The sequence below is a fragment of the Pseudoduganella rivuli genome (genome assembly GCF_009674485.1).
Taxonomy (GTDB): Bacteria; Pseudomonadota; Gammaproteobacteria; order Burkholderiales; family Burkholderiaceae_D; genus Rugamonas; species Rugamonas rivuli_B.
Map to the genome: position 1 here is coordinate 1 of NZ_WKJJ01000033.1, position 20295 is coordinate 20295.

Genomic DNA, 20295 nt, shown 5'->3' on the forward strand with positions numbered 1-20295 from the left:
TGCAAAACGTCAACGCCTACCACAGCCGTTTCCGGGCCTGGCTGCACCGTTTCCACGGCGTCGCCACGCGCTACCTGCCGAACTACCTGGGCTGGCGCTGCATCCTTGATGCACATCGCATCGATACCGCGGAATCTCTGCTCAAGGCGGCAATTGGACACTTTCCACGGTTTGCGGTGACATAGCCAAAAATAACGACTTCCGCAGCCGGCGGGTCGCGTCAATGCGCCGATGCCGGCCCTGCCGCCTTGTCGATGGCGTAACTTTCCATGAGTTGCCGGGTTTCGCCCGAGGCCGCCATCTTGCGCAATTGCCCATCGACCGCGTCGCGCAAGGCGGTCAGGTTGCGGCCCTTGGCGAATGCGATATGGGTTGGCACGTGGTCGATTGGCGTCGGCACGCGGTCGATTTGACCGGCTTCGGCGCGCAGTGCCGGCGTATCGAGGGTGCTGAGCGCCGTGTAGCCATTGCTGACCACCAGGTCGATGCGCCCGAGCGCAAGCTTCTTGAAGTTGAGTTCAAGGGTTGCCGCCGCTTCGGTGGCGAGGCTGGGCCGCATTTGTTCGAATTTCGGTCCATAGTTGACGCCCAGCGCGGTGCCGATCCGCATGCCCTTCACGGCTTCCAGGTCGCCGTCGAAATGGATCGCCCGTCCGCGCCGCGCATAAAAATAAATGGGCTGGAACAGCAGCGATTCGTTGCTGAAATCAAGGTAGCTGTCGCGTTCGGCGCTGCGGAAGATCGTGAAAATGCAGTCCGCCTCGCCCGCGCGGATCATCGCGTGCGCCCGGTTCCATGGATAGATTTCCACCGTCAGCGTGTGTCCCAGTTGCTGGAAGGCGCGCTGGACGATGCCATAGGCCACCCCCGCAGGCTGATGCTGGCTGTCGTGATAAATCAGCGGCGGGTAGTGCAGGGCGACGCATTTGTACGTGGCGGCACTGGCCGCCAAAGGAAGGAGCAAGCCAGCCAGCGCTGCCAACATCGGCACTGAAGCGGATTTCATGGAATTCCCGCGCGCAATCAATTGGATGAGCCATCTTAGCGGATTTGCATGGTGGAAAGGTGAAGACCTGTGTCGGCCGTGCCACATTACTATCCGGCAGGAATGATCGTTCGTCGCGCACGGGTGAAAATTACTTTGTAAATTGTCACGCCTTCGACTATGCTTCGCAGCTACGTGATATCGGGAGAGACTGCCCGCGTAACAGCAGGACAGCGCCGAAGGAGCAACCGCCCCGGAAACTCTCAGGCAAAAGGACCGATATCGCATGTGAACTCTGAAGAGCTGCCGGAATTCGTCACCCGGTGCACCGAAGGAGCAAGCATCGAACTGCCATCGGCAGGGGCATGCGAAATCTCTCAGGTCCAGAACAGAGGGGGTGTCCTTGCGTATCCGCGCAGGGACTCCCTTTATGACATCTGGAGTCTTGAGCATCATGAAAACTATTGCTGTTATCGGTGGCGGTGTCACCGGGATCACGACCGCCTATGCACTGGCGAAACGCGGCTTTGCCGTCACGGTCTTCGAGCGCCATCGCTATCCCGCCATGGAAACCTCGTTCGCCAACGGTGGCCAGCTGTCGGCCTCCAACGCCGAAGTCTGGAACCACTGGTCGACCATATTCAAAGGATTGAAGTGGATGCTGCGCAGCGATGCGCCGCTGCTGGTCAACCCCAAACCTTCATGGCACAAGCTGAGCTGGTTCGCTGAATTCATGGCGGCGATTCCCCGCTATCGCGACAACACCGTCACCACGGCCCGCATGGCCATCGCGGCGCGCGAACACCTGTTCGCCTGGGCAAAAGCCGAGCGCATCGATTTCGACGTCAAGCATGAAGGCATCCTGCACATTTACCGCGACCGCGCCGGCTTCGAGCACGCGCGCGCCGTGTCGGCCATGCTGGCCGAAGGCGGCCTGCAACGCCGGGCCGTGACGCCGCAAGAGATGCGCCAGATCGAGCCCACGCTGCAGGGCGACTATTACGGTGGGTTCTATACCGACAGCGACGCCACCGGCGATATCCACAAATTCACCACCGGGCTGTCCGAGGCTTGCGTGCGCCGGGGCGTCGCCATCCGGCTCGGCCAGGACGTGCGTGCCCTGGCCAGCAGCGGCGAATCGGTGCAGGTCGTGACGGCAGAGGGCGGTGGTGATGCCGTGCACACGTTCGACGGTGTCGTGGTCTGCGCCGGGACGGCCAGCCGCGCTTTTGCCCGCATGCTGGGCGACCGCATCAATATCTATCCGGTCAAGGGTTACTCCATCACCGTGCACCTCGACGACGAGCGCAGCCGCGCTGCCGCCCCCCAGGTCAGCCTGCTCGACGACGCCACCAAACTGGTCACCAGCCGCCTTGGCGCCGACCGCTTCCGCGTGGCCGGCACGGCGGAATTCAATGGTTTCAACCGCGACATCCGCGCCGACCGCATCCGCCCGTTGACGGACTGGGTGGCGCAATGCTTCCCCGACGTGAAAACCAGCCGCGTCGTGCCGTGGGCCGGCCTGCGTCCCATGATGCCGGACATGCTGCCGCGCGTGGGGCCGGGCCGTGCGCGCGGCGTGTTCTACAACACGGGACACGGCCACCTGGGCTGGACACTGTGCGCCGTGACGGCCGACATGGTCGCCGGCATGGTGGCGCAAGCACGGGAACAGCAACGTCCCGTGTCGCACTATATTCCGGGCCATGCCTGAAACATTCCGGCCGGCGGCACTACCCGCGCTGCCGGCTTTCACACCCCAACCTTATTGAAAGAATCCGGCTATGGACATGAGTGTGTTTGACCTCTTCAAAATCGGCATCGGGCCGTCCAGTTCCCACACCGTCGGACCGATGGTGGCCGCGCGCCGCTTCCTGATGGAATGCGGCTGCCTGGAAAAAGCCGTGGGCATCGAAGCGGCGCTGTATGGTTCGCTGGCGCTGACCGGCGTGGGGCACGCCACCGACAAGGCGGTAATCCTGGGCTTGCTGGGCGAAACGCCGCCGGGCGTGGATCCGGACGCGGTGGACGGCTTGCTGGCGCACATCGAAGCCGAGGGCCGGATTAATTTACTGGGCAAGTACCCGGTGCGTTTCACCGCCGGCAGCAACCTGCTGTTCCACAAAACCGAAAGCTTGCCGGAGCACCCGAACGGCATTCGTTTCACGCTGACCCTGGACGATGGCAGCTTCGTCGAGCGCACTTTTTTTTCCGTGGGCGGGGGCTTCATCCGTGAAGCCGGTGCACCGCCGGACCAGCTGAACGGCAGCAGCGACGCGGCGCCATTGCCATTCCCGTTCCAGACCATGGCCGAATTGCTGCAACACGGGCAACGCACCGGCTGGACGATTCCCCGCATGTTGCGGGCAAACGAATGCACCCGGATCGACGAGGCGGCGCTGGACGCGGGGCTGGACGGCATCTGGCAAGTCATGGCGGACTGCATCGCGCATGGCCTGGTGACGGAGGGGCCATTGCCCGGTGGCCTGAACGTCAAGCGCCGCGCCGCCAAACTGTGGAAGCAGGCTACGCAAGCCGCCAAAGCGGGCGAGGGCGGCAGCGCCCATGAACCGCCGCACGACGCAATGCACCAGGTCAGCCTGTATGCAATGGCGGTCAACGAGGAAAATGCGGCCGGCGGACGTGTCGTGACGGCGCCGACCAATGGCGCGGCCGGCATTATCCCGGCGGTGCTGCGCTATTACGTCGAATCGTGCAAGCCTTCCGACCCGGTGCAAGGCGTGCGGGTCTTCCTGCTGACAGCGGCCGCCATCGGCATGCTGTGCAAGCGCAACGCATCGATTTCCGGCGCGGAAATCGGTTGCCAGGGTGAAGTCGGCGTGGCTTGCGCCATGGCGGCGGCGGGGCTGGTGGCGGCACTGGGCGGCACCAACGAGCAAATTGAAAATGCCGCGGAAATCGGCATCGAACACCACTTGGGCATGACGTGCGATCCGATCGGCGGCCTGGTGCAGATTCCCTGCATCGAACGCAACGGCATGGGCGCGATCAAGGCCATCACGGCGGCATGCCTGGCGCTCAAGGGCGATGGCACGCACTTCGTCAGCCTGGACGACGTGATTGAAACCATGCGCCAGACCGGGGCGGACATGCACAACAAGTACAAGGAAACATCGCTGGGCGGACTGGCGATCCACGTGGTGACGGTGAACCACGCGGCTTGCTAGGTGCCCGGCGGGCCGCCGTACGGTTTAACCGGGGGCGGACAATGGCAGTTCAATGGCGAACGTTGCACCTTTGCCTGCCTCGCTGCGGCAGGTAATCCGCCCGCCCAGCAAGCCGGTCACGATATTGTGGGCGATATTCAAGCCCAGGCCGCAGCAGCCGCTGCCCAGTTTCGTCGTGAAAAACGGGTCGAATACGCGGTCGAGGATGCGCGCTTCGATGCCGGCGCCATTGTCCGTGACCGTGATCAGCATGCCGCCCCGGCCATCCGGGTGCGCGGCGATGTGGATCGCGCCGCTGTCGCGACCGTCGAACGCGTGGATCCGGCAGTTGGTCAGCAGATTGGCCAGCACCTGTCCCAGGGCGCCCGGATAGCTGTCCAGTTCCAGCGCCGCGGCGATATCGGACTGCACGTCGATATGGAATTCTCCGGGAGCGCGGGCGGCGTGCGCCGCTTCGCGCACTACGTCGGCCAGCACAAACCTGCGCCGGTGCGCACCGGCCGGGTCCACCGCGATTTGCTTGAAGCTGCCGATCAGGCCGGCCGCACGCTCCAGGTTGCGCAACATGACCGCGTTGGCCAGCTGTGAATCGGCCATGAACCGCTCGAGTTCGGACTTGCGCAACGCCTGCCCCTGCGACTGGTAGCGTTCGGACAGGGAGTCGGTTTGCGTGGCCAGCGTGGACGCCATGGTCATGCAGTTGCCGATCGGCGTGTTGAGTTCGTGCGCGATGCCGACCACGATCGAGTTCAGCGCGATGAGCTTCTTGCTGCGCACCAGTTCGTCCTGCGCCAGTTTCAGCGCACTTAGCGTCTCGGCCAACTCGTGGTTGGATTGGGTCAGTGCGCGCACCGCGTCTTCCGCGCGCTCCTTGGCGACATTGAGTTCACTGGTGCGCTGGTCGACCAGTTCCCGCAAGTGCATCCGATGCAGTTCAAGTTCCGCCTCGCGCTGCGCACGGTCGATGGCGATGCTGGCGATGTGGGTCGCCACGTCGAGCAACGCCAGGTCGTCGGGCGTGGCGCTGCGCACTTCGCGGTAATACATCGCGAACGTACCCAGCACCTTGCCGCTGTCCAGGATGATCGGGCGCGACCAGCAGGCCCGGAATCCATACGGCGCCAGCAGTCCTTTATAGGGTTGCCATAACGGATCGGTCTCGATGTCCGACACGATGATACTCTGCTTGCGGTACATGGCCGACCCGCATGAACCCACGTTCGGTCCGATCTCGAAGCCATCGAGCGCTTGCAGGTACGCGGCCGGCAAGTTCGGACCCGCGCCAAGCCGGATGGTTTTGCCATCGGCGTCGAGCAACAGTACCGAGCAATACAGTCCTTGCTGCTGCGCTTCAATCAGCAGCGCCAGCTCGTTCAGTATCTTGTGCAGCAGTGCGCCGCGCGCAATCAATTCCAACAGGCGTTTTTGACCAAGATGTAAGCTTTCTTCGGCCACGATCACGTCATCTCTCCGCTTTGGTGGAATTGTCGAAATAAACCGGGCCGGCGCACCTTACGTTGTTCTTGATTTCGGGCAATGTGCTGGCCGTTCTCATCTTCGCGCGATCCCATGCAGCGGTCAAACGCGGTACCGGCGCGGCGATTAATTTGTTGCCTGTGTGCCACTTAATAAAAAATATGTAGTGGTTATTACAGAATTTGTCTTAATAGCTAGTAGCACGCTAGGATACCGGCATGAGTAATAACACTTCAGCCTGGCTCCTGTTGATTGTGAGCCTGCCAACCACCGCCACGTCGGCGCGCATGCGCATCTGGCGCAACCTGAAAGCATGCGGTTGCGCCGCGTTGCGGGATGGCGCGTACCTGTTGCCGGACAGTGGCGACCATCAATATGTTTTGCGGCAGCTGCTCGACGACGCCGAAAGGGAAGGTGGCAGCGGCTGGCTGCTGCCCGTCGCGCCCAAATCCGCCCGTGAAATCCTGCGTTTGCAAGCGCTGTTCGACCGCTCCGGCGACTACCAGGCATTCATTTCCAGTCTGGAAGCGGCACGGCCCGGCTTGGCATCAACGGCGGCGCCTGACTTGCAGCGGCAACTGCGCAAATTGCGCAAGGAATTCGATACCTTGCGCAGCGTCGATTTCTTTCCCAACGATGCGAGCCGCCGCGCCGACGCCGTGTGGCTGGACTTTGTGCATCTTGCGGAAACGCTGCTGTCGCCCGGGGAGCCGCAGACCGCCGATGGCACTATCCCGCTGCGCGACCTGGCCGAATACCAGGGCCGCATATGGGCCACGCGGCGGGGACTGTGGGTGGACCGGGTGGCATCGGCCTGGCTGATCAAGCGTTTCATTGACCCGGATGCGCGGTTCCTCTGGCTGGCGACGCCGGCCGATTGTCCGCCCCATGCGCTGGGCTTTGACTTCGATAACGCCAGTTTTACCCATGTCGGTGAACGGGTGAGTTTCGAAGTCCTGATGGCCAGCTTCGGCCTGGAGCACGATGCCGGGTTGCGCCGGCTGGGCGCCATGGTCCACGCGCTGGATGTCGGCGGCGCGTTCGTGGCGGAAGCGGCGGGATTCGAAGCGATGCTGAGCGGCGCGCGGCGCCGGGCAAAAAATGACGACCAGCTCCTTGCCGAGATGAGCGCCGTGCTCGACGCGTTGCACGCGCATTTCTCGGAGCATGCCGCGCCGGATGGCGACTGATCACTACATACCATTTTTACAGGACGATCTATGAGCAATGCTTCGACCCAGGCCACACCGCTGTACACACTATGGCAACTGGTGCTGTACATGCTGCGGCTGGGAACCTTCGGCTTTGGCGGTCCCGTTGCGCTGGCCGGCTATATGCACCGCGACCTGGTAGAGCGGCGCGGCTGGATCACGGAGGCCGACTACAAGGAAGGTGTCGCGCTGGCGCAGCTTGCCCCCGGGCCGATGGCCGCGCAATTGGCGATTTACCTGGGGTATGTGCATTACCGCGTGACGGGCGCGACACTGGTCGGCGTGGCCTTTGTCATGCCGTCGTTCCTGATGGTGGTGGCGCTGGGCTGGGCTTATGTCCGCTTTGGCGGCATCCCGTGGATGCAAGCCGTGTTCTATGGCGTGGGCGCCGCCGTGGTCGGCATCATCGCCATGAGCGCAAAGAAGCTGACGGAAAAAAGCGTCGGCAAGGATAAGCTGCTGTGGGCGATTTACCTGTTGCTGGGCGCGGTCACGGTCATCACCGAATCGGAAATTGCGTGGCTGTTCATTGCGGCCGGCGTGCTGGTCTGGCTGCTGCGCGCACCGCCGCAATGGTTCCGCAAACCCGGCGTCAACGGCGTGGCGCTGGCTCAATTGCCATGGCTCGGCAGCCTGCTGGGCGGCGCCGACGCGCCGGTGCTGTTGCAGATTGCCGTGTTCTTCGCCAAGGCGGGGGCGTTCGTGTTCGGCTCCGGCCTGGCCATCGTCCCGTTCCTGTACAGCGGCGTCGTCACGGAACTGCACTGGCTCAACGAGCGGCAATTTGTCGACGCGGTGGCGGTCGCCATGATCACGCCGGGACCGGTGGTCATCACGGTCGGCTTTATCGGTTACCTGGTGCAGGGATTTTCCGGCGCGGCCGTGGCGGCGCTGGCGACGTTCCTGCCGTGCTACCTGTTCACCGTGATCCCCGCGCCGTACTTCAAGAAATACGGCAGGCTGCCCGGCGTCATTGCCTTCGTCGACGGCATCACGGCCGCAGCGGTCGGCGCCATCACGGGTTCCGTGATCGTCATCGCCAAGCGTTCGATCGTCGATATCCCGACCGCCGTCATTGCACTCGCGACGGTGGGCTTGCTGTGGAAATTCAAGAAGTTGCAGGAACCGATCGTCATCGCCGTGGCGGCGGCCATCGGGTTGGTGCTGTACCCGCTGTTGCACCCGTAAATTCCTGAAGGAGGAGGGAACATCATGAAATGGATTACCCGTGAACGCCCGAAGATCGACCGAATCGCGTGTCCCTGGCTGATCGCCCGGTTCATCGACAAGGAGCCGGAGTTCCTTTATGTTCCCGCGCGCGATGTGCTGCGTGTGGCAGAAGAGCAGGGCGCCATACCCTACGATGTACCGGACGTCGAACTGACGCACGTCGGCGATTTGTGCAGCTTCGATGCCTTCCTGGCGAAGTACGCGCTCAGCGATCCGGCGTTGGACCAGCTGGCGTCGATCGTGCGCGGCGCCGACACCGCACGCCTGGACCTGACACCGCAATCGGCGGGGTTGTATGCGCTGTCGCTCGGGTTGTCGCGCAGCTTTGCGGATGACCACGAGATGCTGCGGCATGGGATGGTCATGTATGACGCGTTGTATGCGTGGTGCCGGGAGTGTCAGGGCGAGACGCATCATTGGCCGCCGGTGATGGCATAAATGAATTTATATTATCCACAGAAAGGAGTCACTTTTTGACTTCAGCGCCACCGCGCGGCGGCAATCGACGCACGGCGCCGGGTTATTGGGTTCGTGGCGTCGACATTGGCAGACTAGTACGCTTCACGCAACCTACGTTAGTTAGATTTCGGAAGCTCCCAAATTGACGCCGCTCTCGTCAAGATGGAGATTGCCAAATATAAGTGGGTAAACTGCTTGGCGGTATCCCAACGATTACAGTGATCTCTCTTTTATCTAAAAGCTCAATATCCTTGGGGTTTCCAAAATATCTTACTGGGCCATCGCCATCTGTTAGATATATTAAAAAATTGACATCATGAAACTCGGCAATGACCTTTGAATCAAGCGCTTTTCCCCAAACAGCGAAAAATTGTCCCAACGTGAATTTCTTATACTTACTGGTCTCCACATGAATTACGCCTGATTTGTCGTGGGTATGTAGTTCATAAGCACAACCTTGCAAGCCTATGTTTGCGGGAACGGCCAAGTATGTCTGATCTCTGATAATGGTAAGGTGGCTATGGATATGATAATCTTCGCTAGTTAAACATGTGACATTATCGAAAATAATATCCTTTCCACCGGCCACTGCAGACCCATTTTGCCAATAATCTACTCCATTTACTAAAGTGCTGACAATCGCAATTGGCTCTTTACTCGTTGATATAGTAGTGCTTGTGGGCGGATAACCTCCGCCACCACATGCCGAAAAAAGTGCGGCGACGGAAGTCGACATGATAAATTTACTCAATTTCTTCATTGAATTTACTTTCTGCTAATTTTTTTTAGAACTTCCCGTTCGTAAGAATGCGTCGTGGCCCACTGATGAATTTTGCTTAAAAGAAGATCTGAATTATTATCGTCCTGGGTTTTGTTTTTGCCCGTGAAGAGATAGGTATTTAATATTGGGGACTTTTCGCAAGAGACCCTTGATTTTAATCTATTTTCGCCTTTTTCTGTGCTTTTCTTGCAGTGAAAATTAATTAACCCCGCTGCAGCTATCCTTTTTTTCTCAAAATCAACTATGACCGCAGCTTTCTCGGTACAACTTTGCACTCTGCAACCATAAATCATCATATAATTCCCAAAAGCCTCTGGACTTTCATTTATTGATGGACCAAGTAACTCCAAGAGCGCTGAGGAAATCTTTACATCTGGAAGATATATATCCTCTTTCATTTCTCCAAACGCTGGTTTGGCGTCCTGACGTACCAACTCCAGAATTTCATCGGCCGGAACACTTGTTGCTGCCAATACTGGTGAAGAAAAAAGGCAAGTCAGTGAGAGAAAAACACCATTCATCATTTTCATAAAAATCTCCTTATGTAAGAAAAAATGTGAGAATGGTACCTTGCCATTCCCACTTAATCACGTTTCGTTTAATGGCAGATATTGTTAGGTAGTAACCTGCTTTCGACCCTGTCTGACTCTATTAAGTTAGCCTCATCGTTGCGCCGAGTCGGATATGCATCATGAAAATTCTGCAACTCGTTTATAGCCCCCGGCCAGTCTTGTGCGGTTATTTTGCTCCAAAAAACTGGTGTGGCCGCAGCCAAATTTTCATACTGGAAAGCAACATCGGCAATGGCGGTTTGTGTGCGTGCAGGAAGTCCGTAGAATGCTCCAGGCTTATTGAGAGTGTTATCGTACGACGTCACCAACCTTGCAAGAGTTTCGGAGTGAGCTGCAGCACTAATTGCGGCGGACTCTTCATGAGAGATACTTAACGGATGCGAACTCAAGAAATTGACTGCGTTACTTCCTTTCAGCCCAAGGTAAGGTGAAAGCTTGGTGGCTAAAGAACTTGACAAACCTAGTTTTCCCAAATCATCGTAGTTATGCTGCCCTAGATCAAAACCAAACGAGATGGTGGTGCCTGAATGGCCTAATGGTACGCCATTATTATCTTTAGGGACATAGCCATTTAATCGTTCACCTTCGTGCTGATTAATGAAATTCCAGTCGACTTGTTGACTACCGTTAGAGCAATGGTTTACGGACGACGAAACGCCGCCACCACCTCCCCCAGTGAGAACAACATAGTTGTTATACGTAAATGGTGCGCCTTCTCCATTCCAGTAGGTCCAATTGGAATAAGGGGGTAGTTTTTTTCCAACTATAATTACTGTGGTAAATCCGGTGCTCGGGGCCCCCCCACCTAAGGAGAATCCAAAATTCCCACTTTCAAGCTCTTCGGGCCAATAAACTACATCTGGGCTTGCGGGCGGATCTGGGTTTTCCGGTTGAATATCAATTGTACGTCCTTCCGAGTGGCCAGAATGCAGAATCACAGGTAGGACAGCAGTAGCGAGTTCGGATTCTAAATGCATACTTTCTCCTTAATTTAGTAAATAGGAAGTGTCTTAAAAGATCACACCCCTATACAAATTATTTCATAAGGAATAGATCTCAAAACTCACGGATTGTAACAATATTAAGATTGTTATTTATATCATAAAGAAAGTCGATCGCGGCGGGCCTGGTTTGACTGCCCAATCGCGTCAGGACGAAGCTGTTCTGCACCGCAAAGAACAAACATCAACTGACGTTCCTGAAGGAACGGGGCGATCAATGACAAGGTTCGCCTTCTATTCATGGATCGGCTAAGCGCATGTGTACGTCGGCGCCGCTGGTTAATATGTCAGCGCCGCTGGTTATCCGGCGCTGAGGGCCACGATTTACCTCTCCCTGCTGGCGTTCTTTCCAGGCATGGCGGGCACAGGACAACCCCTGACGGCGATCAGAGAACAGATCCAGCTGCACCCCCAAACCACCTCAACCACCCGCTTTCCCGCCACGGTTGCCGGCAAGCGCCCTGCGGCGCTCTTGTCTATCCCGGGGGGGGAAGGACACGGCATGGACTTCAGCGCCGTCAGCGCAGCGGCAATCGACGCGCGGCGCCGGGGCATTGAATTCGTGAGGGCGATATTGACGGCGCGATAAGAACCGCGCGGCAACGGGAGTCGGACTCGCCGGACGCATGTCTATTGTATGCCGCAGTGCCGCAGTGCCGCAGTGACAGGCGGCATCACATGCTGTACATTGCGAGACCTGACGAATGCCGCCCCACCGGCGTGCGGCAGGATCGGCGCTGTTCGACCATCCAACTTTTATCTATATGCACGCGTTATATTCAAAGGCACTGCTTCGGCTGGTCCTGCTTCTCGGTATGAGTATCCTGATCGGGTATCTGTGCGTTAGCCGCAGCTATCACCGCGTCTCCTTGTTTGAGCAAGAAGATTTTTCCTGGCAGTTGCGCAAGGCGCACAACGGCGACGACGCGACCAACCCCTTGAACGCGAAAGTCGATGGCACGCGCCTGATCATGGAATACGTCCTGTCAGGCAGTACTCCCTATTCCTTTGCATCGGCCAGCCTGTTCTTCATGGACCGCAGTGGCAAACCGGCATTGTTCGACTGGTCCCGCTTCGACAAGATCAGTTTCGAGGCACGCTGCTTCCCTGCCGGCACCATCCGGGTCGGCCTGACCACCTTCGATGACAAGCTGTCCAAACCGGATCAGCTGCACACCTACCGCCCGCCATCGGCTTACATCAAATGCAATCAGGACGGGGACCGTGCCGAACTCGATCTGGCGCATTTGACCATTCCGGAATGGTGGCTCACCCTGAACAAAATCAACCCATCCGACCAGGGCTACTCGCTGGCCAAGGTCGCGCAGATCGAAGTCGGCACCACCAATGCCAGCCGCGTCGGCATCCCGTCGCGTATCGAAATCGCAAGTATCGAAATGCACGAGCGGAAATACGGCTACCTGTATTTTCTCGCTGCGTTCCTGGTACTGGTCTGGGCTGGCTTCGGGATCTGGTTCGTCAAGCAGTACGCGGTGGCCTTGGCCGATAACTTGCACGCGCGGATGCAGAAAGACCTGCCGCTGGTGGCGTACCAGCAACTGGCGCTGGAGCCGCACCGGGAAAGGGAGAAATCCGCCATTTTGAGATTGCTGGCGACGCGTTATGCGGATTCGGAACTGGATCTGGAAACCGTGGTCTCGGAAACCGGCGTCAACCGCAACAAGGTCAACGACATATTAAAGGCTGAAATGGGGTACACCTTTATCGGCTACCTGAACAAGCTCAGATTGACGGAAGCGTCGCGCCTGTTGGTGGAAAACAGCACCGCCAGTATCGCGGAAATCGCCTATTCGGTCGGCTACAAAAATTCCTCGTATTTCAATAAGCTGTTCAAGGAAGAATACGAATGCACGCCCAAGGCATTCCGGGAATTATGCAAGAAAGAGGCGCGCAAGCCGGCGCCATAAAACCCCATCGTTCGCCGGCGCGGCCACCCGCGCCCGGCTCAGCAAGCGTGCGCGGATAGCGCCACAGTTCATCCTTGTTCCCCCGTCAACCCGGCCAGGCTTCGCGCCTTGCTGCCGGGTTCAAACATGGCATCCGCACGTGGAAGCCGATCCGCCCTCAGCGTCGCCTGATTGCATAGGGCAACTCCCAATCCAGCATGCGTCGCTCCGTCTCCATTCGGCGACGACGGGCGCCGCGACCCCGCATCATTGCAATGCGATACGGCGCCCTATGACGCCAACTCGCGCATCGCCGGCACGGGCCTGCCGTGCCGCAAAAGGGCACCACGGTTAAGCACCGAAATAGCGCGAATGGTGAAGATATTACAAGGTGCAGATAATCGCATAGATACTGCACTTCCTTGCATCCGGCGCGCGGCGCCGGCGGCGCACAGCTGCAAGCCGCATCGCACAGCGGACTGTTAAGCGATCAATAGCAAAATCTGCACGCGTAACGATATCGGCCGTGCAGAATTTTCGGCCGAGCCCCTTATGGCCGGCGGCAGCGCATTTCCGCGTGTTTTTTTGCCCCGAAATTTGGAATAGACTCGGCCCGTTTTGTCAGGCGGGGGGCCTGCTTTCCGTCCTGCAAACGAAAGCCATCCAACAAGATGCGGTCAAGCCCGTGCCGTTCGCAGCGAAGGCCGTCGATGGCAGTTGAGCCTGAAGATCCCGGCCAAGGCAGCGGTGGCGGCCGCGGTCGGGGGCTAAGACACACCTCGCGTTCTGCGCACGCCGGTGCCCAGGCGGAGGCGAATTTCACCGTTGTAGTAAACGCAACAGAGAGGAAGCATAAATCATGAGGGGACAACAAAAAATGAGATTCCAGCTTACGGCTGTCGGACTGGCCTGCGCCACGCTGCTGGCGGGCTGCGGAGGCGGGGGCGGTGGCGGAGGTAGCGGTGGCGAAGGCGGGATGGCGCAATCGGTGTCCTTCCCGTTCCCGGGCGGGGAGACGGTCGCAGTACCGCCGTCCATCGCGACCATCACGCTGAAGGCAACGGCCAGTTCGGGCGGGCCGATTACCTACGTGTCGAACACGCCGGGCACCTGCACCGTCAGCGGCGCCACGCTGTCGCTGCTGAAAGCGGGCGAGTGCTCGGTGAACGCCAACCAGGCCGGCGGGAATGGCTACGCCGCGGCCACGCAACGCCAGCTCTTTGTTATTCCCAAGCGGCCGGCGGCAATCTTCTTCCGCAACCCAGGGCCGCAACCCCTGGACACGCAGCCGTTGCAACTGGTGGCGGAGTCCACTGTGGCCGGTATCTCCCCCGTCTTTAGCAGCAGCACGCCAACGGTGTGCTCGGTCAGCGGAACCACGCTGCAAAAGCTCGCCGATGGGCTGTGCACCGTTACCGCCACGATGGACGGCGGCGATATCTACGAGTCGGCGAAAGTGGTCAAGACCATGCCGATCGGCAACGCATTGGCGCCCGAGATCAAGTTCTTGAGCGGCTACAAGAATACAACGACCACCAACGAGGACGGGAAGGTTGATCCGCACGGTGGCAGCAGTGAGACCGGTTGGTGGTGTAACGGCTGGTGCGATGCCAGCGTGACGGCGGATGGCAGCAGCATCAGCGATACCTACACCTACAAGAACGCCCCCTACACCGACGGACGCTGGTGGCGGGTTTGGGCGGAAATGGACGTGTACGCGCCCCACGTGTCGAATTTGTTGGACACCAAGGACACGCCGGACGGCGTGCGGATCGATGCCCAGGCGGCGCTGAAGTTCAACTTCTCGCAGAACCAGGAATGGTTCGCCACCGGCGACAACCAGGTCGAAGTCGACTTGATCCTCGGCCACTTCAACCGCAAAGCGAACAACGACAAATGCAACGTGCGTTTGCGGGCGACGTTCAAGCCAAGCTCCCCGGCCCCGGCGAACTACAACCTCAAGCTCAGGGACTTTGCAGTCTCGGAGGCGTGCGAGTTGAAGGATCTGAACCCCTGGTATGAGCTGCAGGATTACCCGGTCGTCGCGATACGGTTTGCCTCACCAGTCGGCAACTTCAAGGTGCCGAATCCGGCCGCGCCGGCGCCGAATTACCAGACCACGATCACGCTGACCGGACCAATCACCTTCCAGTGATGGCGCACGACGATTTACTGCTCCCGCGCGGCGCGGCGGGCAGCCAAAGAAAAATATGATTTCAAGAGGATAGAGACAATGAGGACAATCGGAACAATGACCAAGCGGAAACCCTTGCGGATGACCGCGCTGGCGTTCGCGGCGGCGCAGCTCGCGGCGCTCCATAGCGGCGCCGCGCAGGCGCAAACGGCGCCCGCGGCGCCAGCTTCCAAGGATCAGGAGCCCGTGAGCGTGGTCGTGACCGGCCAGCGCGCGGCGATGCAGTCGGCCGCCAAGCTCAAACAGAATGCCGAGGAAGTCATCGACGGCGTCGTCGCCGAAGAGGCCGGCAAGCTGCCGGACAAGTCGATCACGGAGGTGCTGCAGCGTGTCGTCGGCGTGACGATGGACCGCAACCGTTCGCGCGGCGACCCGGAGCATTTCTCGGTCGAGGGTTCCGGCATTTCGGTGCGCGGCTTGACCTGGGGTTCGTCCACCTTGAACGGTCGCGAATCGTTCTCGGCCGGCTGGCCGGGGCGCGAGTTGAGCTGGGGTGACATCCCGGCGGAACTGATGTCCGCGGTGATCGTGCACAAGAATCCGCCGGCCGAATTGATCGAAGGTGGCGTGAGCGGCCAGGTCGACTTGCGCACCGCGCTGCCGTTCGACTACAAGGGCGATAAATTCGCGGCCTCGACCTATGTGAACTACAACGAGCTCGGCGCGAAAACCTCGCCCGCGCTGTCCGGCCTGGTCTCGAAACGCTGGGAAAACGACTTCGGCCAGTGGGGCGCGCTGCTCAATCTGTCCGCCAACGAGACCAATTCCCACAACGACACGGTGCAAGTGGACGGCTACTTCCCGCGCACCAACGTCGTCGCCGGACAAACCGTGTGGGTGCCCAAATCGGCCTCGTGGCGCACCAACCTCAGCCAGACCGACCGTGTCGGCGCCTACGCCGCGCTGCAGTGGAAGAAGGGCGGGGCCTCGTCCGCGCTGACCTATTTCCACTCAGGCTACAAGGAAACCGGCACCGAGAACGCCCTGTACACGGGTGTGGAGGACGCCTACAAGTCCACGCTCATCAATCCGGTATTCGACAGCAAGGGCGTCTTGCAGTCGGCCAGGTACACCTATCCGATCGGCGGCCGGGGCGCGAATAATTTCGTGGACGGCGGACTGGGTTTCAATTCCAATCAAACCTATAACGAAAGGCGCTCGCAGACCCGCGAGATCGCCTGGAACGCCAAGTGGACCATCAACGAGCGCTGGTCGCTCCAGAACGACCTGCAATGGGTCCATGCCACCAACAAGAATAGTGGCAACAACATGACCCTGGCCACCTTCGTGCCGAGCATGAATATCGACCTCTCCAAAAATATCGGGGAGATCACCTTCGACGACAAGGCGCAAGCGTTCCTGCGCAATCCGGCCAACTATTACCTGGAGATGTTCGGGCCGGTCAGGGAGAAGGCGGATGCCGACCTGTATGCGTGGAAGACCGACGCGCGCTACAACTTCGACCATCCAGTCCTGCGCGACCTGCGCTTCGGCGTGCGCGTGACCAAGCGCACGGCGAACCGCGTCGAAGCGAGCGGTTCTAATTGGTACAGCATCTCCAGGCCATGGGAAGTCAGGAATTCGTCCACACCGGGGCAACCGGCCTCCAAGACGGACGAACCGACCTGGGGGGCGCGTGCCAATTTCACTTACCTGAGCGATCCGAGGGTCGCGGCCCTGGTGCCGACCAACCTTTATACCTTCGACAACTTCTTCAACGGCAAAATCCCCAACCCGGGCGCCCTGGTGGCGCCGAGCCTCGCCGCGGTCAAGGACTATCCCAACGCCTATGCGGCGGCGGCGAACCCGATCCTGAAGATCCAATGCGAGCAGGGCAACGTGCAATCGGGCACCAACAACGACTGCTCGAACATGCCCGACCCCTGGAAGCCGTTGGTCTACGACGGCGACCCGGCCAAAACCTCGCGCCAGTCGGAGAGGACGGAGGCCGCCTATCTGATGACGCGCTTCGGCTTCGATGAACTGCGCTTCCCCGTCGAGGGCAGCGCCGGCGTGCGCGTGGTCCACACCGACACCCGGGCCCGCGGCTACACCGTGTTCAAGCCGGTCTACGGCACCGGCTCGGTACCGTCGGTGCCGAGGTTTGGACAGATCGACGAGCCGATCGTCGAAGGCCGCAGCGCTGTCGACGTGCTGCCGAGTGTTAACTTGAAGATGGAAATTACACCCCAGCTGCAAGCGCGCTTCGCGTTCGCGAAGTCGATGTATCGGCCCAGCTTTGCCGACCTGAATGAATACGTGAAGCTGGATCAGCAGATCATTTTTGATCAAGCCACCAGCACCGTGCAGAACGTCAACTACCGGGGTGAAAACAAGGGCAACGTCCATTTGAAGCCCACCAAGGCCAACAGCTTTGACGCGACGCTCGAATGGTACCCGGGCAACGGCTCGTCGCTGACGGGCGCCCTGTTCCACAAGCAAGTGCGTGACATCATCATGCGCTCGGCCTATACCCGCGACTACAATGACCTGGCTGGCAACCCGCAAACCTTCGTGATCACCGCGCCGGACAATGCGGCGGACGGCAAGGTGACCGGACTGGAGCTTGCTGGCCAGACCTACCTCAACAATGTACCGGCGTTGGCGGAAGTGTTGCCGGATTGGGTCAAGGGCTTCGGCGTCTCGGCGAACTACACCTACATCAAGAGCAAACAGACGCTGCACCATCCGTACAATCTGAAGTACTGCCCGGCCGCCAATTCGTTCAACAACAGTTCCTTGAACTTGCTTGGCTGCGATACCAATGGCATGCCGTTCACCGATATGCCCCTGCAGTATTTGTCGAAGAACGCCTACAACCTCATGTTCTTCTACGACCGGGGGCCGATGTCGATGCGCCTGGCCTACAGCTGGCGAGGCCGTTTCCTGCAGGGCGTGTCCGTCAACGGCACGCAGGGCCAGGATGCCACCAGCGCCGATCCGACGCGGGCCACGGTTGTCGACGGCCAGACAGTCTATCCGCGCGACGTGGGCTGGGGCTTGCCGACCTGGCAGGAAGCGGCCGGACAGCTGGACTTCGGGTTCGACTATCGGTTCAACGATCATGTCCAGGCCAGCTTCAACGCCAGCAACATCCTGGATACCGTTGTTAAGCAGACCCAACAGCAAGGTATCGGCAACATGGTCCGTTCCTGGTTCGAGCCCGGCCGCAGTTACCGCCTGGCGCTGCGTTACACGTACTAAGTCGCTCGCGCTGTCGCGACATCAGGTCCATCGCCACGCAGGCGCAATGGACCTCCTGTAGTCTCCTTTCTGCTGCTTCGGCTGCAGTTTCAGAGGCGGCTCCGGCCGCCTCTTTTTTTATATGGGCTGTCCATGTCTGACAAAGCTATTCGAGCGTCAAGGACTGGGGCCATGTCAGCAACCGTTTCTTCCACGGCTTCGGCGATTTCTGAATCGCCACGAGTATTGTCGACACTCCTGAGCCATAATTTAGGGCAAACCAGCAGCAGGGCGCCGCCAAGGCTGGCAGCCTGGAGGCGGCGCGCTGCCATCTGGCCGAAGCCATCCGTGCCGACCCAGCCTCGACCGAAGCCGCTTACGCCATGCAGCGCCCGATGGGAGAACGGCGGAAAGCCAGCCTGAAGACGATCATCGAGAGCATGGCGCTGCCGCCGCCGCAGGAGAGCGAATGGCTGGCGCGGCTGGCCAAGGTCACGCTGGTCGACGATCTGTACTGACGGTACGAAAAAAAACCACCGCGACGGTGGTTTGATTCGACGTCAGGCGCTTGGCGCAGCACCGTCAGCGGTTCTTAGGGGCCGCCGACGTTGCCGGTTCAGCGCCCCAGCATGAGGCGCAGGAAAGCTTCGTGGGTGGGCATGCTCGCCACGACAGCGGCGTAATGGTCGCGCCGCTGGTGCAGGGCTTGCAACGCTTCGGCGACCGGCACTTCGGCCAGCACGGGGTCGGCGTGCTCGGGCCAGTTCCCCATGCCGGCATGGATGGCCAGCCAGCTGGTGGCCTCGAAACCTTCTTCCCCGTTCATGTTCAGCCAGCCGGTCTGGCGCCAGGCGTGCAGCTTGAAGGCCAGCGTTTCCGGCAATTCCATGCTGGCCATGTCCCGCCACAGCGCGCTGTCGCGGCGCTCGGTGAGGCAATAGTGCAGGATGATGAAGTCGCGGATGCGCTCGAACACCCTGGTCATGCCCGTGTTGTAGTTGGCCACCGCGGCCGCGGCGGGCCGCGCATCTGGCCGCAGCAGTGCGATCATTTTTTCCAGGCCGCGCTGGATCAGGAGGATGCTGGTCGATTCGAGCGGCTCCAAAAAGCCCGACGACAGGCCCAGGCCGACCACGTTGTGGACCCAGAAGCGCTCGCGGTGGCCGGTAGTGAAGCGCAACAGGCGCGGTTCGGCCAGGGCAGGGCCGTCCAGCAGTTCGAGCAATCGGGCGCACGCACGCTCCTCGTCGATGTAGCGGGTGGAGAACACGTGGCCGTTGCCGACCCGGTTTTGCAGCGGAATCCGCCAGGCCCAGCCCGCTTCGAGCGCGGTGGCGACGGTGTGCGGCGTGAGCCCGGGTCCGCCCGGTTCGCTGGGCACGGCCCAGGCCCGGTCGACCGGCAGCCAGCGGCTGAAATCGACGAATGGCTCTTCCAGGGCGCGGCCCAGCAGCAGGGAAACAAAGCCGGAACAGTCGATAAACAGGTCGCCTGCCACCACGCGGCCATCGTCGAGCTTGAGCTGGTCGACGCCGCCGTCGGCGCGGCGCCTGACGTCGACGATGCGCCCTTCGGTGCGCCGCGCGCCCCTGCTGAGCGCGATGCCGCGCAGGAAGCCAGCGTACAGGGAGGCATCGAAATGGTAAGCGTAACTATACAGATTGGGGTGTTCCCTGGGCGGCGTGGCGAAGCGGCCCTGGCTGGCCATCACGCTCGGCAGGCATTGCTCGCCCAGCGCGCCGAGCGCGGCATCGTTGACGCGGCGGTACTGGCCCCATAGACATGCGGGGCCGGCCAGATCGTCGAAATTGCCAAAGGTATGGAAGAAACGGTGGCCCTTGGCGCGCCAGTCCCGGAACTCGATGCCAAGCTTGTAAGTGCCATTGGTGGCGCGCAGGAACGCGGCCTCATCAATGCCGTTCGCCTTGTGAAAATCGCGCAGCATGGGAAACGTTGCCTCGCCCACGCCGACAATGCCGATCTCTTCCGATTCGACCAGTTCGACCGTGCTGCCGGGCAGCGCCGTCGCCAGTGACGTGGCCGCCATCCAGCCGGCTGTACCGCCGCCAACGACGACAATGCGTTTGTATGCGGTGTTCATGTCTATC

The 20295-nt window shown here is 60.1% G+C and carries 15 protein-coding genes, 1 pseudogene and 2 riboswitches; of the genes and pseudogenes, 10 read left to right on the forward strand and 6 right to left on the reverse strand.

The window, feature by feature from the left end; all coding sequences use genetic code 11:
- Window positions 1–185: pseudogene (locus GJ700_RS32570) on the forward strand (IS1595-like element ISJsp4 family transposase); the annotation flags it as partial.
- A 35-nt stretch (window positions 186–220) separates the two neighbouring features.
- Here GJ700_RS32570 and GJ700_RS32575 read toward each other — a convergent pair.
- Window positions 221–1006 (reverse strand): substrate-binding periplasmic protein, encoded by a 786-nt coding sequence (locus tag GJ700_RS32575; protein WP_195764082.1) that lies wholly within the window; start codon window positions 1004–1006, stop codon window positions 221–223.
- Between the two features lie 171 nt (window positions 1007–1177).
- A riboswitch (glycine riboswitch) is annotated at window positions 1178–1274 on the forward strand.
- Window positions 1275–1278: 4 nt separating this feature from the next.
- Window positions 1279–1379, forward strand: a riboswitch (glycine riboswitch).
- A gap of 60 nt (window positions 1380–1439) precedes the next feature.
- Between GJ700_RS32575 and GJ700_RS32580 the strand changes: the two genes are divergently transcribed.
- Window positions 1440–2699, forward strand: coding sequence for a D-amino acid dehydrogenase (locus GJ700_RS32580; RefSeq protein WP_154381988.1), 1260 nt, complete (start codon window positions 1440–1442; stop codon window positions 2697–2699).
- 70 nt (window positions 2700–2769) lie between these two features.
- Entirely contained in the window at window positions 2770–4173 is a 1404-nt protein-coding gene (locus GJ700_RS32585) for an L-serine ammonia-lyase (RefSeq protein WP_154381990.1), read from the forward strand.
- Window positions 4174–4197: 24 nt separating this feature from the next.
- Here GJ700_RS32585 and GJ700_RS32590 read toward each other — a convergent pair whose 3' ends face one another.
- Window positions 4198–5634, reverse strand: coding sequence for an ATP-binding protein (locus tag GJ700_RS32590; RefSeq protein WP_154381992.1), 1437 nt, complete (start codon window positions 5632–5634; stop codon window positions 4198–4200).
- A 233-nt stretch (window positions 5635–5867) separates the two neighbouring features.
- On the opposite strand from GJ700_RS32590, the gene GJ700_RS32595 reads away from it, so the two are divergent.
- The 3 genes from GJ700_RS32595 to GJ700_RS32605 are packed head-to-tail and all read left to right on the forward strand — an operon-like array spanning window position 5868 to window position 8528.
- The gene (locus GJ700_RS32595) at window positions 5868–6839 is read left to right on the forward strand and encodes a chromate resistance protein ChrB domain-containing protein (protein ID WP_154381994.1); all 972 of its coding nucleotides are present in this window, start codon (window positions 5868–5870) and stop codon (window positions 6837–6839) included.
- Window positions 6840–6869: 30 nt separating this feature from the next.
- Window positions 6870–8048 (forward strand): chromate transporter, encoded by a 1179-nt coding sequence (locus GJ700_RS32600; RefSeq protein WP_154381996.1) that lies wholly within the window; start codon window positions 6870–6872, stop codon window positions 8046–8048.
- A 24-nt stretch (window positions 8049–8072) separates the two neighbouring features.
- On the forward strand, window positions 8073–8528 hold the full coding sequence (locus GJ700_RS32605) for a chromate resistance protein ChrB domain-containing protein (protein WP_154381998.1): 456 nt from the start codon (window positions 8073–8075) through the stop codon (window positions 8526–8528).
- A 178-nt stretch (window positions 8529–8706) separates the two neighbouring features.
- Here the strand turns inward: GJ700_RS32605 and GJ700_RS32610 are convergent, their stop codons facing one another.
- The 3 genes from GJ700_RS32610 to GJ700_RS32620 all read right to left on the reverse strand — a co-directional run bounded on the left by GJ700_RS32610 (window position 8707) and on the right by GJ700_RS32620 (window position 10879).
- Window positions 8707–9309 carry a hypothetical protein gene (locus GJ700_RS32610; RefSeq protein ID WP_154382000.1) on the reverse strand — a complete coding sequence of 201 codons (603 nt, stop codon included), beginning with the start codon at window positions 9307–9309 and terminating at the stop codon, window positions 8707–8709.
- 5 nt (window positions 9310–9314) lie between these two features.
- Window positions 9315–9860: a hypothetical protein gene (locus GJ700_RS32615; RefSeq protein WP_154382002.1), complete on the reverse strand. Its 546-nt coding sequence runs from the start codon at window positions 9858–9860 to the stop codon at window positions 9315–9317.
- A gap of 68 nt (window positions 9861–9928) precedes the next feature.
- Entirely contained in the window at window positions 9929–10879 is a 951-nt protein-coding gene (locus GJ700_RS32620) for a pesticin C-terminus-like muramidase (RefSeq protein ID WP_154382003.1), read from the reverse strand.
- 893 nt (window positions 10880–11772) lie between these two features.
- Between GJ700_RS32620 and GJ700_RS32625 the strand changes: the two genes are divergently transcribed.
- From GJ700_RS32625 to GJ700_RS35965, 4 genes are all read left to right on the forward strand, one after another.
- Window positions 11773–12831 (forward strand): helix-turn-helix domain-containing protein, encoded by a 1059-nt coding sequence (locus GJ700_RS32625; RefSeq protein WP_195764083.1) that lies wholly within the window; start codon window positions 11773–11775, stop codon window positions 12829–12831.
- A gap of 838 nt (window positions 12832–13669) precedes the next feature.
- On the forward strand, window positions 13670–14965 hold the full coding sequence (locus GJ700_RS32630; RefSeq protein ID WP_154382007.1) for a hypothetical protein: 1296 nt from the start codon (window positions 13670–13672) through the stop codon (window positions 14963–14965).
- Between the two features lie 96 nt (window positions 14966–15061).
- Window positions 15062–18208: a TonB-dependent receptor gene (locus GJ700_RS32635; RefSeq protein ID WP_195764084.1), complete on the forward strand. Its 3147-nt coding sequence runs from the start codon at window positions 15062–15064 to the stop codon at window positions 18206–18208.
- 374 nt (window positions 18209–18582) lie between these two features.
- Window positions 18583–18705 (forward strand): hypothetical protein, encoded by a 123-nt coding sequence (locus GJ700_RS35965; RefSeq protein WP_260117404.1) that lies wholly within the window; start codon window positions 18583–18585, stop codon window positions 18703–18705.
- A gap of 98 nt (window positions 18706–18803) precedes the next feature.
- Here the strand turns inward: GJ700_RS35965 and GJ700_RS32640 are convergent, their stop codons facing one another.
- The gene (locus tag GJ700_RS32640; protein ID WP_154382011.1) at window positions 18804–20288 is read right to left on the reverse strand and encodes a tryptophan halogenase family protein; all 1485 of its coding nucleotides are present in this window, start codon (window positions 20286–20288) and stop codon (window positions 18804–18806) included.
- Window positions 20289–20295 lie beyond the last annotated feature (7 nt).

What these genes read in the sequence shown, in the direction of transcription:
- GJ700_RS32575 (WP_195764082.1), bottom strand. Translation starts at nt 1,006, where the DNA reads ATGAAATCCGCTTCAGTGCCGATGTTGGCAGCGCTGGCTGGCTTGCTC.
- GJ700_RS32580 (WP_154381988.1), top strand. Translation starts at nt 1,440, where the DNA reads ATGAAAACTATTGCTGTTATCGGTGGCGGTGTCACCGGGATCACGACC.
- GJ700_RS32585 (WP_154381990.1), top strand. Translation starts at nt 2,770, where the DNA reads ATGGACATGAGTGTGTTTGACCTCTTCAAAATCGGCATCGGGCCGTCC.
- GJ700_RS32595 (WP_154381994.1), top strand. Translation starts at nt 5,868, where the DNA reads ATGAGTAATAACACTTCAGCCTGGCTCCTGTTGATTGTGAGCCTGCCA.
- GJ700_RS32600 (WP_154381996.1), top strand. Translation starts at nt 6,870, where the DNA reads ATGAGCAATGCTTCGACCCAGGCCACACCGCTGTACACACTATGGCAA.
- GJ700_RS32605 (WP_154381998.1), top strand. Translation starts at nt 8,073, where the DNA reads ATGAAATGGATTACCCGTGAACGCCCGAAGATCGACCGAATCGCGTGT.
- GJ700_RS32610 (WP_154382000.1), bottom strand. Translation starts at nt 9,309, where the DNA reads ATGAAGAAATTGAGTAAATTTATCATGTCGACTTCCGTCGCCGCACTT.
- GJ700_RS32615 (WP_154382002.1), bottom strand. Translation starts at nt 9,860, where the DNA reads ATGAAAATGATGAATGGTGTTTTTCTCTCACTGACTTGCCTTTTTTCT.
- GJ700_RS32620 (WP_154382003.1), bottom strand. Translation starts at nt 10,879, where the DNA reads ATGCATTTAGAATCCGAACTCGCTACTGCTGTCCTACCTGTGATTCTG.
- GJ700_RS32630 (WP_154382007.1), top strand. Translation starts at nt 13,670, where the DNA reads ATGAGGGGACAACAAAAAATGAGATTCCAGCTTACGGCTGTCGGACTG.
- GJ700_RS32635 (WP_195764084.1), top strand. Translation starts at nt 15,062, where the DNA reads ATGACCAAGCGGAAACCCTTGCGGATGACCGCGCTGGCGTTCGCGGCG.
- GJ700_RS35965 (WP_260117404.1), top strand. Translation starts at nt 18,583, where the DNA reads ATGGGAGAACGGCGGAAAGCCAGCCTGAAGACGATCATCGAGAGCATG.
- GJ700_RS32640 (WP_154382011.1), bottom strand. Translation starts at nt 20,288, where the DNA reads ATGAACACCGCATACAAACGCATTGTCGTCGTTGGCGGCGGTACAGCC.